The 17,593-nt window shown below is 40.4% G+C and carries 16 protein-coding genes; 8 read left to right on the top strand and 8 right to left on the bottom strand.

The annotated features are described in order from the left end of the window. Positions 1-6 precede the first annotated feature (6 nt). From murC to lpxC, 6 genes are all read left to right on the top strand, one after another. A complete protein-coding gene (murC, locus tag HUU81_RS02550; protein ID WP_199610714.1) occupies positions 7-1,464 on the top strand; it encodes a UDP-N-acetylmuramate--L-alanine ligase in 1,458 nt (485 codons plus the stop codon). After that, positions 1,457-2,371, top strand: a complete 915-nt coding sequence (locus HUU81_RS02555; RefSeq protein ID WP_199610715.1) for a D-alanine--D-alanine ligase — start codon at positions 1,457-1,459, stop codon at positions 2,369-2,371. Before murC ends, HUU81_RS02555 begins: the two co-directional genes overlap by 8 nt. A 49-nt stretch (positions 2,372-2,420) precedes the next feature. Continuing rightward, a complete protein-coding gene (locus HUU81_RS02560; RefSeq protein ID WP_199610716.1) occupies positions 2,421-3,188 on the top strand; it encodes a cell division protein FtsQ/DivIB in 768 nt (255 codons plus the stop codon). Between the two features lie 2 nt (positions 3,189-3,190). Next, positions 3,191-4,426 (top strand): cell division protein FtsA, encoded by a 1,236-nt coding sequence (gene ftsA / locus HUU81_RS02565; RefSeq protein ID WP_199610717.1) that lies wholly within the window; start codon positions 3,191-3,193, stop codon positions 4,424-4,426. Between the two features lie 104 nt (positions 4,427-4,530). Next, on the top strand, positions 4,531-5,751 hold the full coding sequence (ftsZ, locus tag HUU81_RS02570; protein ID WP_199610718.1) for a cell division protein FtsZ: 1,221 nt from the start codon (positions 4,531-4,533) through the stop codon (positions 5,749-5,751). A 96-nt stretch (positions 5,752-5,847) separates the two neighbouring features. Further along, a complete protein-coding gene (gene lpxC / locus HUU81_RS02575; protein ID WP_199610719.1) occupies positions 5,848-6,759 on the top strand; it encodes a UDP-3-O-acyl-N-acetylglucosamine deacetylase in 912 nt (303 codons plus the stop codon). Between the two features lie 59 nt (positions 6,760-6,818). Here lpxC and HUU81_RS02580 read toward each other — a convergent pair whose 3' ends face one another. Further along, positions 6,819-7,292 carry a DUF721 domain-containing protein gene (locus HUU81_RS02580; protein ID WP_199610720.1) on the bottom strand — a complete coding sequence of 158 codons (474 nt, stop codon included), beginning with the start codon at positions 7,290-7,292 and terminating at the stop codon, positions 6,819-6,821. Positions 7,293-7,326: 34 nt separating this feature from the next. Here HUU81_RS02580 and HUU81_RS02585 point away from each other — a divergent pair, with 34 nt between their 5' ends. Together HUU81_RS02585 and secA are read left to right on the top strand one after the other, a co-directional pair. After that, positions 7,327-8,247, top strand: coding sequence for a M23 family metallopeptidase (locus HUU81_RS02585; RefSeq protein ID WP_199610721.1), 921 nt, complete (start codon positions 7,327-7,329; stop codon positions 8,245-8,247). Between the two features lie 133 nt (positions 8,248-8,380). After that, entirely contained in the window at positions 8,381-11,095 is a 2,715-nt protein-coding gene (gene secA / locus HUU81_RS02590; protein WP_199610722.1) for a preprotein translocase subunit SecA, read from the top strand. A 176-nt stretch (positions 11,096-11,271) separates the two neighbouring features. Here secA and yacG read toward each other — a convergent pair whose 3' ends face one another. The 7 genes from yacG to HUU81_RS17550 form a co-directional block, all read right to left on the bottom strand. Continuing rightward, a complete protein-coding gene (yacG, locus tag HUU81_RS02595) occupies positions 11,272-11,532 on the bottom strand; it encodes a DNA gyrase inhibitor YacG (protein ID WP_199610723.1) in 261 nt (86 codons plus the stop codon). A gap of 78 nt (positions 11,533-11,610) precedes the next feature. Then, on the bottom strand, positions 11,611-12,357 hold the full coding sequence (gene zapD, locus HUU81_RS02600) for a cell division protein ZapD (RefSeq protein WP_199610724.1): 747 nt from the start codon (positions 12,355-12,357) through the stop codon (positions 11,611-11,613). Between the two features lie 106 nt (positions 12,358-12,463). Beyond that, on the bottom strand, positions 12,464-13,087 hold the full coding sequence (gene coaE / locus HUU81_RS02605) for a dephospho-CoA kinase (protein ID WP_199610725.1): 624 nt from the start codon (positions 13,085-13,087) through the stop codon (positions 12,464-12,466). A 27-nt stretch (positions 13,088-13,114) separates the two neighbouring features. Beyond that, complete coding sequence (locus tag HUU81_RS02610; RefSeq protein WP_407644844.1) at positions 13,115-14,008, bottom strand: prepilin peptidase; 894 nt, start codon at positions 14,006-14,008, stop codon at positions 13,115-13,117. A 6-nt stretch (positions 14,009-14,014) separates the two neighbouring features. After that, positions 14,015-15,241: a type II secretion system F family protein gene (locus tag HUU81_RS02615; protein ID WP_199610727.1), complete on the bottom strand. Its 1,227-nt coding sequence runs from the start codon at positions 15,239-15,241 to the stop codon at positions 14,015-14,017. Positions 15,242-15,295: 54 nt separating this feature from the next. Then, positions 15,296-16,984 (bottom strand): type IV-A pilus assembly ATPase PilB, encoded by a 1,689-nt coding sequence (gene pilB / locus HUU81_RS02620; RefSeq protein ID WP_199610728.1) that lies wholly within the window; start codon positions 16,982-16,984, stop codon positions 15,296-15,298. A 137-nt stretch (positions 16,985-17,121) separates the two neighbouring features. Next, positions 17,122-17,580, bottom strand: a complete 459-nt coding sequence (locus tag HUU81_RS17550) for a pilin (RefSeq protein ID WP_407644831.1) — start codon at positions 17,578-17,580, stop codon at positions 17,122-17,124. Between the last annotated feature and the right edge of the window lie 13 nt (positions 17,581-17,593).

Raw genomic sequence — 17,593 nt, forward strand, 5'->3', positions numbered from 1 at the left:
AAGTTAATGAGTCAGCAGTTAAGTCAATTTATACCAGAAATGAAAAGAGTAAACCGTATCCACTTTGTTGGAATTGGCGGGGCTGGCATGGGCGGAATTGCTGAGGTTATTTTAAACGAAGGGTACCAAGTGTCTGGCTCAGATACGAGTAATAACAGTGTAGTGCGAAGGCTAAAAGGATTAGGAGCTGAGATAGCATTAGGTCACCATGCAGATAATATAACCAATGCGAGTGTAGTGGTAACGTCTAGTGCAATTTCATCGGACAATGATGAAATTGTTGCAGCAAAAGCCAAGCGAATCCCTGTGATTAGGCGAGCGGAAATGCTGGCTGAGCTAATGCGATTTCGTCATGGCATCGCAATTGCGGGAACACACGGAAAAACCACCACAACAAGCTTAATTGCAACCATATTTGGTGAAGCAGAATTAGATCCTACTTTTGTGATTGGTGGGCTACTGAACAGTGCTGGCACGAACGCCCGTTTAGGTAAAAGTCGATACTTAGTTGCAGAAGCGGATGAAAGCGATGCTTCATTTTTGCATTTACAGCCTATGGTCAGTGTGGTCACAAATATTGAAGCCGATCATATGGATACCTATGAAGGCGATTTTGAAAAGTTAAAGTCTACTTATATAGAGTTCTTACATAACTTACCATTCTATGGCTTAGCGGTGATGTGCATTGACTGTCCGGTCATTCAATCCATCCGCGAGCAAGTAGGGCGTAAAATAGTAACTTATGGCATGTCTGAAGATGCTGACTTTCAAATAACAAATTACCGTCAGCAACATAGTCAAAGTCAATTCACGGTTATAACTCCAGATCACGGAAAGTTAGATATCGTATTAAATTTACCCGGTGCACATAATGCGTTAAATGCTACCGCAGCTATTGCTGTGGCACTGGATGAAGGAATAAAAGTAGAGAAAATTATTAGTGCATTAGCATCGTTTGAGGGGATTGGCCGTCGTTTTCAACAGTACGGAGAATTTAATACTGAGCAAGGCAATATTGTATTAGTAGATGATTATGGACACCACCCCACTGAAGTTGCCGCTACCATCGCTTCTGCACGCGCCGGTTGGCCTGATAAGCGTTTAGTGATGGCATATCAACCGCATCGTTTTTCCCGTACACGCGACTTATATGAAGACTTTGTCAAAGTGTTATCACAAGTAGATGTGCTGTTATTGTTAGAGGTTTATTCTGCGGGTGAAGAGCCGATTGCTAATGCCGATAGCAAAAGTTTATGCCGAACGATACGTCAGCGCGGTGCGTTAGATCCAATTTATATTGAAACGCCCAAAGAGTTATTAGGCGTATTGGCTGATGTACTGCAAGATGGCGATATGTTAATTACACAAGGTGCAGGCAATATTGGCGGTATTGTGCAAACCCTTGAACAAGCAAAATTAGAAAAATCAGCGTTAAAACGTGTAGCAGGAGAGGCCGATGAGTAATGTTGGCAAAATTGCAGTGCTTTTAGGTGGAAACTCTGCTGAAAGAGAAGTGTCGTTAAAGTCTGGTAACGCTGTCTTAAATGGACTGCTTAAAGTTGGTGTTGATGCTATTGCATTTGACCCCGCAGAGCGTGATTTACAAGAATTAAAAGCCTTAAAAGTTGATAAAGTCATGATCGTTTTGCATGGCCGTGGGGGCGAGGATGGCTCAATCCAAGGGGCGTTGGAACATTTAGGTATACCGTACACAGGCTCAAATGTACTTGGTTCGGCTATTGCCATGGATAAAGTGAGAACAAAGCATATTTTCACTGCACTAGGTTTACCTACGGCAAATTACGGTATTGCACTAAAAGATGAAAACGTTGATTGCGTTAAATTGTTGGCTGAGCTAGGCGGCAAAGTGATGGTGAAACCTGCCAATGAAGGATCAAGTATTGGCATGGCGATGGCTGACTCTGTGAATTCATTACATCAAGCAATTGAGCAGGCATTTAAGTTTGATGAGGAAGTTTTGATTGAGCAATGGATTGAAGGCAGAGAGTTTACTGTATCAATCCTCAATGGCGAGGCACTACCCGTGATCGAGATGCGTACACCGCACCAATTTTATGATTACAGTGCTAAGTATCAGTCATCAAATACAGAGTATTTTTGTCCTTGTGACTTACCAGACGCACAATCTAAACAATTACAGCAACATGCATTGCGTGCATTTAAAGCGGTTGGTGCTAAGGGCTGGGGCAGAGTTGATGCTATGCAAGATCAACAAGGAAATATGTACTTATTAGAAGTGAATTCAGTTCCTGGGATGACGGAGAAGTCATTAGTGCCAATGGCAGCGGCGGCTTATGGATTGTCGTTTAGCGAGCTGTGTATGGCAATTGTTAAAGGTAAAAATAATTGAACTTAATTCACGTTTTGCAATTACCACTCAACAGTGAGTGTAAATAAGGATGGATAAGCAGCTACCAATGCTATTGGCGAAGTCGCGTTACTTAAACTGGTCATTTTGGCTAGGGGTGATGTTTTTTGTTGTTGTATTGGTAGGGCTTACTTATGTTGGTCAAAAAGTGGTTTTTTGGTTAGGTGAGGGCGGAGACGCGCCGGTTAGTGAAATTATTATTATGGGTGAACGGCACCATACTAACGAAGAAATGATCACACAAGCCATTACACCAGAGCAATTTACCAGCTTATTTGACCTAGATGTTAATCAGGTGCAGCAGCAAGTAGAGGCACTACCATGGATTTACAGCGCCTCAATTAGGAAACAGTGGCCGGGTAAATTACATATTTATGTGGTTGAGCAACAAGCTGTTGCGATTTGGAATAACGACTTGTTATTAAACGTAAATAGTGAAGTATTTTCAGCGCCAATTGCACCAGAGCAACGTTTATTACCTAAATTGTTTGGCCCAGAAGGTAGTGAAATCGACGCGTGGCGAGAGTTTAAAGGGTTAAATGCATTACTCAAAATTAATGATTTTGAGATTAAAGAGTTGTTATTGTCAGAGCGTTTTGCTTGGCAAGTTGTATTAAGTAATGGCATTCAATTGCAATTAGGGCAGAAAGAAACGGTAGAGCGGGTTCAGTGGTTTATAGATTTATATCCCACTATATCCACGCATAATAATGCGCAAATTGATGTTGTCGATTTACGATACGACACAGGATTAGCGGTGAAATGGAAGTCAAATAATGAAGAATTACAAAAGAGTTAAACATGTCAAAAGTGACTGAACGAAATTTAATTGTTGGCTTAGATATTGGCACATCGAAGATAGTGTCGTTAGTTGGGGAAATTACGCCCGACAATAAACTAAGCATTGTGGGAGTTGGTGCACATCCGTCACATGGCATGGATAAGGGTGGTGTAAACGACTTAAACTTGGTGATTCAGTCGGTACAACGCGCAATTGATGAAGCAGAGTTAATGGCTGATTGTCGTATTTCATCTGTGTTTTTGGGGCTATCAGGTAAACATGTTAGATGCCAAAACGAAAATGGCATGGTACCCATTAACGACGCAGAGGTAACGCAAGAAGATGTTGATAGCGTGATCCATGCTGCAAAGTCAGTTCCCATGTCGGCTGAGCGACGTACATTACACGTTTTACCACAAGAGTTTTCGGTTGATATGCAAGAAGGTATTAAAAGCCCAATTGGCATGTCTGGTGTAAGAATGGAAGCCAAAGTACATATTATTAGTTGTGCCAATGATATGGCAAAAAACATCGTCAAATGTATTGAGCGCTGTGGGTTGCAAGCTGATCAACTGATATTTAGTGCACTTGCATCAAGCTATGCGGTGTTAACCGATGATGAAAAAGAACTGGGTGCCTGCGTTGTTGATGTAGGTGGCGGCACCATTGATATTGCAATTTTTACAAATGGCGCATTAAGGCATTCTGCAGTTATCCCTGTAGCAGGTAATCAAGTTACCAGTGATATTGCCAAAATATTTAGAACGCCAATCAGTCATGCTGAACAAATTAAAGTGCAATACGCTTGTGCAGTAAGAAGTATGGCTAGCATGGAAGAGAATATTGAAGTACCAAGTGTAGGCGGTCGACCAGCTCGTTCGATGTCGCGCCACACGCTAGCTGAAGTTGTGGAGCCGCGCTATCAAGAAATTTTTGAATTGATTGCAGAGGAAATTAGTAACAGTGGACTTGAAGATCAAATTGCAGCGGGCGTTGTATTAACAGGTGGTACGGCAAAAATGGAAGGCGCAATCGAATTTGCTGAAGAAATCTTCCAAATGCCAGTGCGTTTAGGAGCACCAACCAACATTGTAGGGTTAACCGACTATGTTGATGACCCGTCTTATGCAACGGCAGTCGGTTTACTGCTATATGGCAAAGAAAAGCAAGGATTAAGTCGTCAGGATGCTACTCAACAGGAAGGTATGAGTGGTCTAGTTAATCGCATCTCTAGCTGGTTTAAAGGTGAGTTTTAACTAAACGGAAAGTCGATGCTGCTATTAATAGCGAGCAGTCTAACAGCATATAAGAATATTAAAGTTTAATAAAATTAGTAAGCAAAGTAACGGAGAGTAGGTCTATGTTTGAGTTAATGGAAAATCATAGCGAAGAAGCAATTATCAAAGTAGTCGGCGTCGGTGGCGGCGGTGGTAATGCAGTTGAACATATGGTTCAACAAACAATCGAAGGTGTTGAGTTTGTAACAGCAAATACTGATGCGCAAGCATTGAGAAATTCAAATGCAAACACCACTATACAATTAGGCACTAACGTTACTAAAGGATTAGGTGCTGGTGCAAACCCGGAAATTGGTCGTCAGTCAGCAGAAGAAGATCGTGAAACAATTCGCCAAACGTTGCAAGGCGCAGATATGATCTTTATCGCCGCAGGCATGGGTGGTGGAACAGGTACAGGCGCAGCTCCAGTTGTTGCTGATGTAGCGCGTGAAATGGGAATACTAACGGTTGCCGTTGTTACTAAGCCATTTCCTTTCGAAGGTAAAAAGCGCATGAATTATGCTGAGCAGGGCATTGATATGCTTTCTCAACATGTTGATTCATTAATCACCATTCCTAACGACAAACTCTTAAAAGTGTTAGGTAAAGGCACTAGTTTGCTTGATGCGTTTAAAGCGGCAAATAACGTATTACTAGGTGCGGTACAAGGTATTGCAGAGCTAATTACCCGCCCAGGCTTAATTAATGTCGACTTTGCGGATGTTCGAACGGTTATGTCTGAAATGGGCACCGCAATGATGGGAACCGGTATTGCAAGTGGCCCAGATCGTGCTGAAGAAGCGGCGGATGCGGCTATCTCTAGCCCATTACTTGAAGATGTTGATTTGTCTGGTGCGAAAGGTATTTTAGTTAATATTACTGCTGGTATGGATATTAGCATTGAAGAATTTGAAACGGTTGGTAATGCGGTTAAAGCATTCTCATCAGAAAATGCAACGGTAGTGGTAGGTGCAGTTATCGATCCTGAAATGACTGATGAACTGCGCGTAACTGTAGTTGCAACGGGAATTGGCGGTGAAGCAAAGCCAGATATTCAATTGGTGTCTGGTATGGCTTCAAAGCCAGTAGAAACCAAAGTACCAGAATATAAAGCGACAGGTTCGTACGATAACAGTTCTGCTGCGCCAATTATAGAACGTACAACAGCGGTGCCTCAGCAACAAGTTCAGGCACAGCCACAAATGCAAGCGCAACCTGTGTCTTCGCAAAATGTAGCAACGTCGCCGAATGCTGATGCGGATTATTTTGATATTCCAGCATTTTTGAGAAAACAAGCGGATTAATTGGTAAATTTGCAGATTGGTGCAGTTTTTTATATAATACGCCGCCACTTTATAAGTGATGCTTAAAATATAAACAACTTTTTATATAAGGTTTGTATGATTAAACAACGTACAGTCGAAACATCAGTAACAGCAACAGGAGTTGGTCTTCATAAGGGAGAAAAGGTTACGCTTACTCTCCGACCTGCGCCGGAAAATACAGGTATTGTATTCCGTCGTATTGATCTTGATCCTGTCGTGGAGTTTAAAATAACGCCTGAGCTAGTTGGTGATACGACCATGTGTACGTGTTTGGTTAATGAACAAGGAGTTCGTTTATCCACAACCGAGCATTTACTGGCGGCCGTATCTGCACTTGCTATTGATAACTTAGTGATTGATGTTGATTCAGCAGAAATCCCTATTATGGATGGCAGCTCATTACCATTTATTTATCTTCTTCAACAAGCAGGTATTGAAGCGCAAAATAGTGCGAAACGATTCATTCGTGTTAAGCGCACTATTCGTGTGGAAGAAGGCGATAAGTGGGCTGAAATCAAACCAGCAAACGAGTTTAAGATTAATTTTGCGATTGATTTTGATCATCCAGTTATTTCGCAGTCTCAACAAGTAATGACATTGAGTGTAACACCGCAAAACTTTATTAATGAGATTAGTCGTGCGCGCACGTTTGGTTTTATGCATGATATTGAGTATTTACATGCTAATAATTTAGCGCTTGGTGGCAGCATGGATAATGCCGTTGTACTAGATGAGTACAAGGTACTTAATACAGACGGCTTGCGTTATGATGATGAGTTTGTAAAGCATAAAATATTGGACGCAGTTGGCGACTTGTATATGGCGGGCCATCCCCTATTGGGTGAAGTATCAGCGTATAAGTCGGGCCATGCCCTAAACAACTTGTTGTTATGTGAGTTAATGAGCCAGCAAGATGCATGGGAATTTGTTACCTTTGAAAATGCAGCGGATGCACCTAAAACGGTTCTGGCGGCACAAACTGCCTAGTTGTTGAGTTATAGATTCTTATAAAGAGGAGCGAAAGCTCCTTTTTTTGTATTTGCTCATTATGATTTATTTTTATCAGCAAGCGCTGCTAATCGTTCTAATTTTTCTTTCAAGCTATCAGGTACATGTTGTGCAGCATCGCGTAATGCATTAGCCGCATTTTGAGAAAGGTGTTTAGGTGGTAAATCAGGTTCTTTTTCTATTTTGAGCTGTTCTTTGGGTACCACTTTAATTTCTATGTTAGCTAATTCTGCAATAAATTCAGTGCGAAAAGCTGTTAAAATTCCGCCTTTTACGTAGTTAAGGCGCATTGCAACGGCGGGTGAAAAGGTTTCAATAACTAGCATTCCTGAGCGATAATTGCTAACCTGACATGTATCAGATATGTTTAATCCAGTGTTTTCGAACACATATTTTGCTAGAAAATCAGTAAAGCGATTTAATAGTGCCCCTTTAACTGCAAAAGAGCTAAGGGTGTTGCTTTTTGTTCCTAGCAATTGAGTTAATGATTGAGGTGTATTCTGCTTATGCATGGATGAGCCTTGCGGAATCAACAAGTTTATATATATGAGTTTAACAGTTTTTTATCGTGGTAAGAATCTAAGATTTTCGTCTAGGTTAACAAAACCGCAGACGCTAATCGTTTTTGCAGCGCTAATCACAGTCATTATTGCTGCTAGTAGTGGTTTGTCAAATTACCGCGAATCTCAGCGGGTTCATCAGCAACTTCTTGCATCTCAAGAAGAATATAGCATCCAAAAAAATGACCTCATTGCTTTAAAAAATCAAGCCAAGCATCAACTTGCAGCCATGAAGCTAAAACTCGCTGAGGTGCAAGGCCAAATTAACCGACTTAATGCATTTGGCGAAAAACTCGCAGAAGTGGCAGATATTCCTCAAGATGAATTTAATTTTGAACAAGTACTTGCACTAGGTGGGCCAGCACAAAGTACGGCAGAGGAAGTTACGGTTGATGTTTCTACGATGATATCTGAAATGGATGACATGGTCTTAACACTAGATGATCAAGAAAGAAAGATGCAGCTACTTGAATCTATCCTCCTCAATCACCATATTGAAGATGGTGTTTATATTTCGGGTAGGCCAATTAGTTCAGGCTGGCTGTCATCATATTATGGCATGCGTAAAGATCCATTCACTAAAATGCCAGCGATGCATAAAGGGATCGACTTTGCAGGTAAAGAAGGGGCTGATATAGTGTCCACGGGGTCTGGAGTAGTTACGTGGGCTGGCGAAAGGTTTGGCTATGGAGAACTAATCGAGATTGATCACGGCAAAGGTTTGAAAACTCGTTATGGCCATAACAAAAAAATCTTAGTAAATGTAGGCGATGTAGTGGAAAAAGGTCAGACAATCGCTAAAATGGGCAGCACTGGACGTTCCACTGGTCCTCATGTACATTACGAGATTATTCGCAAAGGCCAGCAGCTTGATCCTTTGAAATATGTACACCGACGAACGAAATAACGTGACACAGCGCTAATATCGTCCTTATCGACAGAATCTTGCAATCGGCCTTACTGGCCGATTGCTTTATTTATAACTCTAATAAAATGCTTTAAGCACTTGCCAAAAGTGCAGCGGTTAACGGTTGAGAAACATGATAGGTAAACTTTTTAAAAAATTATTTGGAAGTCGTAATGACAGATACGTAAAGTCTTTACGAAAAGTTGTAGAACAAATCAACGCGTTAGAAGCAGATTTAGAAAAACTGTCAGACGATCAGCTAAAGCAAAAAACCGCAGAATTTAAAGAGCGTATTAGCAAAGGCGAAAGCTTAGATGCGATATTGCCTGAAGCATTTGCCGTTGTACGTGAAGCGAGTAAGCGTGTATTTGGCATGCGCCACTTTGACGTACAGCTGATAGGCGGTATTGTACTTCATAAAGGTAAAATATCTGAAATGCGTACAGGTGAAGGTAAAACGTTAACGGCTACTTTACCTGCCTACTTAAATGGCCTGTCTGGTAAAGGTGTGCATGTTATCACGGTAAATGATTACTTAGCCCAGCGCGATGCAGATACAAACAGACCGCTGTTTGATTTCCTTGGTATGACCGTTGGTTGTAATATCCCGAACATGATGGGCGGCGATAAGAAAGCGGCTTATCAGGCTGACATTACTTACGGCACCAATAATGAGTTTGGTTTTGACTATTTGCGCGACAACATGGCTTTTAGCACAGATGATCGTGTACAGCGCCCACTTAATTTTGCTGTTATTGATGAAGTAGACTCAATTTTAATTGATGAAGCGCGTACTCCATTAATTATTTCAGGGCCTACTGAAGACGGCTCTGCATCTTATCAGGCGGTTAATCTTATTGTTCCACTGCTAGAGCAGCAAGAAAAAGAAGATGAAGAAGGGGTTGAAGGCGACGGCGACTTCACGGTAGATGAAAAAGCGAAACAAGTTTTCTTAACAGAGCGTGGCCAAATACGTGTTGAAGAAATCTTGGTTGAAAGAAAGTTAATGGAAGAGGGCGACTCTTTATATTCGCCAGCAAATATCTCGTTATTGCATCACGTATACGCTGCACTTCGTGCGCATAAGCTATTCACAAAAGATGTTGACTACATTGTTAAAGACGATCAAATCATTATTGTTGATGAGCATACTGGCCGTACAATGGAAGGTCGTCGTTGGTCTGAAGGTTTACACCAAGCAGTTGAAGCTAAAGAAGGTGTGAAAATTCAAAATGAAAACCAAACACTTGCATCAATTACATTCCAGAATTACTTCCGTATTTATAACAAACTATCTGGCATGACAGGAACAGCTGATACAGAAGCGGTCGAATTTCAGCAGATCTATGGGTTAGAAACGATAATTGTGCCTACCAATAAGCCTATGGTTAGAGATGATAGAGCGGATTTGGTTTATTTAACGGCAGCTGAAAAATACGATGCGATCGTCGAAGATATTCGTGACTGCCAAGAACGCGGCCAGCCTGTTCTTGTGGGTACGGTATCGATTGAAACTTCAGAGTATTTATCAAATATTCTTAACAAAGCAAAAATCAAACATAGTGTGCTAAATGCTAAGTTCCACGCTCAAGAAGCACAAATTATTGCCGATGCAGGTCGTCCAGGTGCAGTAACGATCGCCACCAACATGGCTGGTCGTGGTACCGATATTGTATTAGGTGGTAATTGGCAACTTGAAACATCTCAGCTGGAAAATCCATCGCCTGAAGCAGCTACGAAGATAAAAGAAGAATGGCAAGCTCGTCACAAGCAAGTATTAGATGCTGGCGGTTTGCATATTATTGGTACAGAACGCCATGAATCACGTCGTATTGATAATCAGCTACGTGGTCGTTCTGGTCGTCAAGGTGATGCAGGTTCGTCTCGTTTCTATTTATCAATGGAAGATCCGTTAATGCGTATCTTTGCTTCAGAACGTGTTGCGAATATGATGCGCAAGCTAGGTATGGAAAAAGGGGAAGCCATTGAGCACCCTTGGGTTAACCGAGCAATTGAAAATGCACAACGTAAAGTAGAAACGCGTAACTTTGACATTCGTAAGCAATTGTTGGAGTTTGATGACGTTGCTAATGATCAACGTAAAGTGGTTTACCAGCAACGTAATGAGCTACTTGATGAAGGCGATATTAGCGAAACAATTAGTGCAATTCGTGAGGATGTGCTGAGCAGTATTATCGATCAATATATACCACCACAGTCATTGCATGAAATGTGGAATATTGAAGGCCTTGAAGAGCGTATCCGCGTTGATTTTGCGGTTAATTTGCCTATTCAAAAGTGGCTAGATGAAGACGATAAGTTATTTGAAGAAAAGCTGCGTGAGCGCATTTTGGCTGAAATCGTTGAAGTATATCGTATGAAAGAAACAATGGTTGGCGAAAGTGTGTTACGTCAGTTTGAAAAGTCAATCATGTTACAAAGTCTTGACCAGCATTGGAAAGATCATTTGGCGGCAATGGATCACTTGCGTCAAGGCATTCATTTACGTGGTTATGCACAAAAGAATCCTAAGCAAGAGTATAAGAAAGAGTCATTCGAACTATTCTCAGATATGCTTGAAAACTTAAAATCAGATGTAGTGAGCATTCTTAGTAAAGTTGAAGTGCGTGCGGAAGAAGATGTTGAAGTTGTTGAAGAGCAGCGCCGTAAAGCTGAAGACGTGCCACATGAGTACCAGCATGAGTCTGCACAGGCAATTGGAGAACCAAGTGACGCTAAGCCATCGCAAGCAACAACAATGCGTGAAGGCCCTAAGGTTGGCCGTAATGACCCGTGTCCATGTGGTTCGGGTAAAAAATATAAGCAGTGTCATGGCAAATTAAGTTAAGCCTGACTTCCCCTTCTTGTTAAAATAAAAAAGCCTGATTAATCAGGCTTTTTTATTAAGAGAATATGTCAACCCACAGATAATAGTAATAGGTAAGATAAAGGCTAGTGTATGGGGAGTGGGTGTCAGTTACGCCATAAAGGAATTGAAAAGCAACCGCTCTAGCGCCTCACCGTTTATTTAAAGAACGACTCGTTTTCATTCTCTAATAACATATCTTCGAGCTTATCTAAGTCCATTTCTGACATTTTATCTGTAGTTGATAAAGGAGTTGATATTTTATGCTCTTCACTTGCCCATTCTCCTAGGTCAATTAACTTGCATCTGTTTGAGCAAAATGGCTTGAATTGGCTTGATGATAACCACTGTACCTGCTTTTGACATGTGGGGCAGCTAACGGTTGTTATCGTACTATCAGTTGTATTTGAGTTGTTCATAAAGTCTTATTTAATGGTTTCTGAAATCTTATAGAGATATTCGTGGATTCTAACCAGCAATGTGAAATAAAGAAATAGCTAGGAAGAGGCAAAGTCGTAATTAACATTATCCTCAACCGTTGTTCTACCATTTTCATCACAAAAACGCATAAACTTGATGGCAAAACGATATTTGTTACCACTTACTGTTGGGTACACACCTTTCGTTGAGTCATAACGAATACGCAGTAGCTCTAGGCCTTCAGCGCTATCTTGAAAAAAGCCATTCTCGGCAGTATGAGTGGAAAATTGCGAATATTCTCTTGTCATTGACAAAATGACGTCAATGGCTCTTTCAATTGGCTCAATTACCTTCAGCCAGCGGCTAATGTCAGCACTGCGCTGTGCTTCAGGTTGGTGTAACCAGTAATGTAACTGCGGTAAATCAAAGCCACAGCTACCACCTGGAATCGCGAAACGTTGACGTATGCTGGCTAAAAATTTATCACTTTTTAAGGTATTACAAACTTTAGGCATGTGCTGAACTTGTTGCTGCAGCGATACCACCTTTTGAAGCAATTCTTGCAGGACGTTGTCTTGTACATCGGGGTGTTGTGACCACTTTACTAAAAGGGCTTCGTATCGCTCTAGATCTTTGACTATATCGTTTCGCACATCATTGCGCTCAACAATATCAATTAATGAAAAAATGGATTCAAAGAATGAGATTGGTTGGTAAGCATGTAAAAAACTACTACTGGCTTTTAACTGCAAAAATAGGTGCTCTAAACGTAAATATGCACGTACTTTTTCATTGAGCGGGTGCTCATATACTACTTTAGCCATAAATTAATACACTTTTTTAATCACACTTATTCATCATACTCTGAAAAGTGCTCAATGTTTAGCCTGTGCTTATAATTTATTTATTCAGTTTAATAAATTGAGGTAATTAATTTCTAGTTTTATTTTCTTGATGTGCAGCTTGTTGAAGAAAAAGCTGATGTAGTTTTGTAATCTGGCTGGCTATTTCTGTAAGTGGTTTGTTGTTATCGATGATGTGATCAGCAAGTGTAAGCCGTTTATCCCGCGAAATTTGCGCATTAATGATATTTTGAATGGTAGTGGTATTGCTGTTATCACGTTTAACTGTACGAGCGATCTGAACACTTTCAGGCACATCAATGACAAGTGTAGTATGACAGAGCTTTTCCAGTCCATTTTCAAAGAGTAAGGGAGCGACAAGTAAAGTATAAGCTGAGCCACTATTATCAAGCATTTCTTGCATGTGTAATCGAATTGCAGGATGCAGTAGTTTATTCAGCCACGCTTTTTCTTCAGGCTGATGAAAGACGATATTGCGTAGAGCAGTTCTGTCTAATTCTCCTGACGGCAAAATAACCTGCTCACCAAAATGTTGCTTGATCTCATCAAGGCATTTAGTGTCTGGCTTAACGACTTCCCGAGCGGATAAGTCAGCATCGACAATATCGATACCAAATGCTGTAAATTGATTAGCAATGGTCGTTTTGCCACTGCCAATGCCACCTGTTAAGCCAACAATATAATTCGTCAAAATTTACCCTATAAATATCTTAATCAATTATAAGATTAGATTAAAATAGGTGTTTGTAATTTCATCACCATATAAAATCGCTAACCAACCTGCAATTGCAATATAAGGTCCGAAAGGAATAGGTGTGCTAGCGCCTTTTTTCTGAATCGTTAAAATGGTAATGCCAACAATGGCGCCTACAAATGATGATAATAAAACGATTAACGGAACCATTTGCCAGCCTAAAAATGCGCCAAATACAGCCATTAACTTAAAGTCACCATAGCCCATACCTTCTTTGCCAGTGGCTAGCTTAAATAACCAAAAGACAGACCATAATGATAAGTAACCAACTGCTGCCCCTATAATAGCTTCACTTGGCGCAATTGTTATTCCTAGCAAGCTGGTGATTAAACCGAGCCACACAAGTGGAATGGTAATTTGATCTGGCAAAAGCATCTTATCAATATCGATGAAGATTAAGCTAATCAAACACCACGTTAATAAAATATATATGAGTGCTAATTCGGTTACGCCAAAATGCAGGGCAATAGCTAGCGAGCTAACTGCGGTAAGCAGCTCTACAAATGGGTACCTAAATGAAATAGGGTTATTGCACTGGCTGCATTTTCCTTTCAGCATTAGCCAGCTAAGTACTGGAATATTTTCATACCATTTTATTTGATGGTTGCATTTTGGGCAGGCTGAACGCGGTACCGACAAATTATACGTTGCTGATTCAGCCTTAGCTTTTTGCTTAGCTTCATTAGTGAGTTCATCGGCCAAGAATTCACGGCAATCACAGCGCCACTCTCTTTCCATCATGATTGGTAAGCGGTGCACCACTACATTAAGGAAACTTCCTATTATAAGTGAAAAGGTGAACACTAGCAGATAAAAGAAAACCGGATAGTGTTCAAAAGCAGTGATTATATTATCTATCATGGCTTAAATAATTTTACCCATGTTAAAGATAGGTAGATACATGGCAATGATTAATCCACCAATGATGACACCTAACACAGCCATCAATAGTGGCTCAATTAAGCTTGTAAGGCCATCAACGGCATCATCCACCTCTTGTTCATAGACGTTTGCAACTTTATCCAGCATTGAGTCTATAGAGCCCGCCTCTTCACCGATAGCCACCATTTGGCAAACCATATCTGGAAAAACGTTAGTATGTTTCATTGCATAGTTCATTTGATTACCTGAAGAAACTTCTGTTTTAACCTCATTAATAGCGTCTCGATAAACGGCATTACCGGATGCGCCAGCTGCTGAATCGAGTGCTTCGACAAGGGGGACACCCGCAGCAAATGTAGTGGACAAGGTTCTGGCATAACGTGCAACTGCCGCTTTATCTAAAATGTTACCAACAATAGGAAGCTTAAGGATCATGGCATCAACTTTATCACTGAATGCTTTATTTTTTCTTTTCGTATAGCCGAAGAGATACCCTCCACCGACTAGCGTTGCTAATACAATCCACCAATATTCCTGCATGGTTTCTGAAATACCTAAGACAAATTGGGTAAATGCAGGAAGCTCTGCACCAAAACCTGCAAAAATTTCAGCAAATTGAGGTACTACAAAAATTAAAAGAACAGAAGTTACAATACCTGCAATTATTAAAACAGCGACAGGGTAAAACATCGCTTTTTTAATCTTTGATTTCAATGCTTCAGCTTTTTCTTTATACAATGCGATTCGATCAAAAATGCGGTCAAGAGCACCTGATTGCTCACCAGATTTAACTAAATCGCAGTATAAATCGTCAAAATATCGAGGGTGATCTTTTAATGCTTCAGATAAGGGGGTACCAGCAGAAACTTTCAAGTTAATTTGTCCCATTAAAGTGGTTACTGCTTTATTTTCTGCACCTGAACCAATCATTTCAATTGTTTGAACTAAGGGCACACCTGCAGCTAGCATGGTGGCTATTTGACGGGTAATTACGGCGATATCTGCAGGTTTTAATTTCTTTTCACCCGATGTACCAAACAAAGATTTAGGCTGTTTTTTTACTTTACTCGGAATAATTGATTGTTTGCGTAATTGCGCTTTTACTTCTAGTGAAGAGCTACCGCGAATTTCGCCTTTAACTTTGTTGCCTCGGCGGTTTACACCTTCCCAAAGATAGACTGCTGGCTCTTTTATTTTGGTTGTTGCCATTAATACACCTAATGTAACGATAAAAATAATTAACGAGTGAAACCTTTAGCCAAATTAGAAGCTAGTTACACGGTTAATTTCAGATAGGCTAGTTATACCATTGGCCGCTTTTAAAAGACCAGATTTTCTTAAATTATTTATGCCTTCTTGAGCTGCTTGATTAGCTATATCCAATGAATTTCCTCCCTCCATAATGATTTTGGAAATATTAGGTGTGATTGGCATGGTTTCATAAATACCTACACGACCCTTATACCCATCTGTACATTTCTCACAGCCAATGGGCTTAAATAATTGTATATGTGGCATTTGTTGCTCTGTAAAGCCTGTGTCAAGTAGGGTTTGTTTTGGGAGCTGTTCTGGCTCTTTACATTCGGGACATAATCTTCTTGCAAGTCGTTGAGCAATAATTAAAGTTACTGAGCTGGCAACATTGTAGGCAGGTACGCCCATATTTAACAGGCGCGTTAACGTTTCTGGTGCTGAATTAGTATGCAAAGTAGATAAAACTAAGTGGCCCGTTTGTGCTGCTTTTATTGCAATTTCCGCTGTTTCTAAATCACGGATTTCACCTACCATTACTATGTCGGGATCTTGTCGAAGAAAAGAGCGTAAAGCCGACGCAAAGTCTAAACCTGCTTTCGTGTTAATTTGAACCTGATTAACACCTTCTAAGTTTATTTCAACTGGGTCTTCCGCCGTAGAAATATTGCGTTCTTCTGTATTTAAAATGTTTAAGCCAGTATAAAGTGATACCGTTTTACCTGAACCTGTCGGGCCTGTAACTAGAATCATACCTTGAGGTTGTGCTAGCGCATCTAAATATAGCTGTTTTTGTGCTTCTTCATAACCTAAAACATCAATACCAAGTTGCGCACTGGATGAGTCAAGAATACGCATTACAATTTTCTCTCCCCACAATGTAGGAAGTGATGAAACACGAAAATCGATAGATTTATTTTTAGTAATTTTTAGCTTTATACGGCCGTCTTGCGGTAAACGTTTTTCAGCAATATCTAACCGAGACATTACTTTAATACGCGCAGATAATTTATTAGCAAGAGCTACTGGAGGGTGGGCTACTTCTTTCAAAACACCATCTATACGAAAACGAATTCGATAAGCTTTTTCATAAGGCTCAAAGTGTAGATCCGATGCACCTTTACGGATTGCATCCATCAATATCTTATTAATGTAGACGATAATAGGGGCGTCACTTGAATCTGATGAGTCATCTTCATCAGTGTCTTCTTCAACTTCCAATTCCCCAAGCTCTTTAAAATCGACCTCAGATACGTCGAGTTCTTCATGGCTATCATATATAGATTCGAGCGCTAGTTTTATATATTCAATTTCTGCTACAACACACTCTACTTGTAGGCCTGTATTAAATTCAAAATCTTCAATAGCACGTATGTCAGTGGGATCTGACATTGCAAGCATTAAAGTTCTATTATGCTTTTTTAGTGGGATAGCGTGATGTTTTTTGCTTAAAGATTGATTTTTCAGTTCATCATCAATGCTTGTTAAGTCGAATAAGTTTATGTCTAGATAAGATGTGCCAAAGCAAGTGCAGCAAAATTTTGCAAGGTTTTCACTTGAAATGAAATTTTCTGATACTAGAAAATCTGTAAGATTATGATAGTGTGATTGCTTATTCGCTTTTTCTGCTAAGTGTTCTTCAGAGGTTATGTTTGCAGCAATAAGTCTCCTTGCAAGAGGAGACGCAGTACTAAATCTCATATTAATAATACTCGCAGTTTCTTAGAGCGATATATCGTGATCATATGCCCATCAATAGAGCGGGCATTAAAACAAAAATAGCACATCAAAAAGCTATATTGATGTGCTGATAAACTCGCAGACTAAACTATTTATTATTAGCAATAATTCATATCGATAAAGCCTGCTGCACATACATCGGTTCCAGTAGCACCTTTTGTATAATCCCACTCAACTACTGCTCCAACATTGTCAGGCTCCAGTGTAAAGGATTCAGCTGTACCATCGCCATCAATATCACCTAGCGTAATATGTATAGTGCCATCTACAACTTTTGTTACACCCAGAGTGGTTCCAGCTGCTATATCCGGTATCCTTTCTTTGCCGTGATCACATGGTTCGAAAACGCCACCATTAAGTTGAGAGCAAATAGCGACTGCGGATTGAAATGTTGTGGCTTGTCGAGCCATAGACTGCGCTTCAGCACCACGTGTATAGTCTTGATAAGCAGGCAATGCTACTGATGCTAAAATACCAATAATCGCAACTACGATCATTAATTCAATTAGCGTGAAACCCTTTTGGGCTTTTTGCTTCATCGTTCTCATTTGTTTCATTTTTACTTCTCCG

Source organism: Flocculibacter collagenilyticus (assembly GCF_016469335.1).
GTDB classification, from domain to species: Bacteria; Pseudomonadota; Gammaproteobacteria; order Enterobacterales; family Alteromonadaceae; genus Flocculibacter; species Flocculibacter collagenilyticus.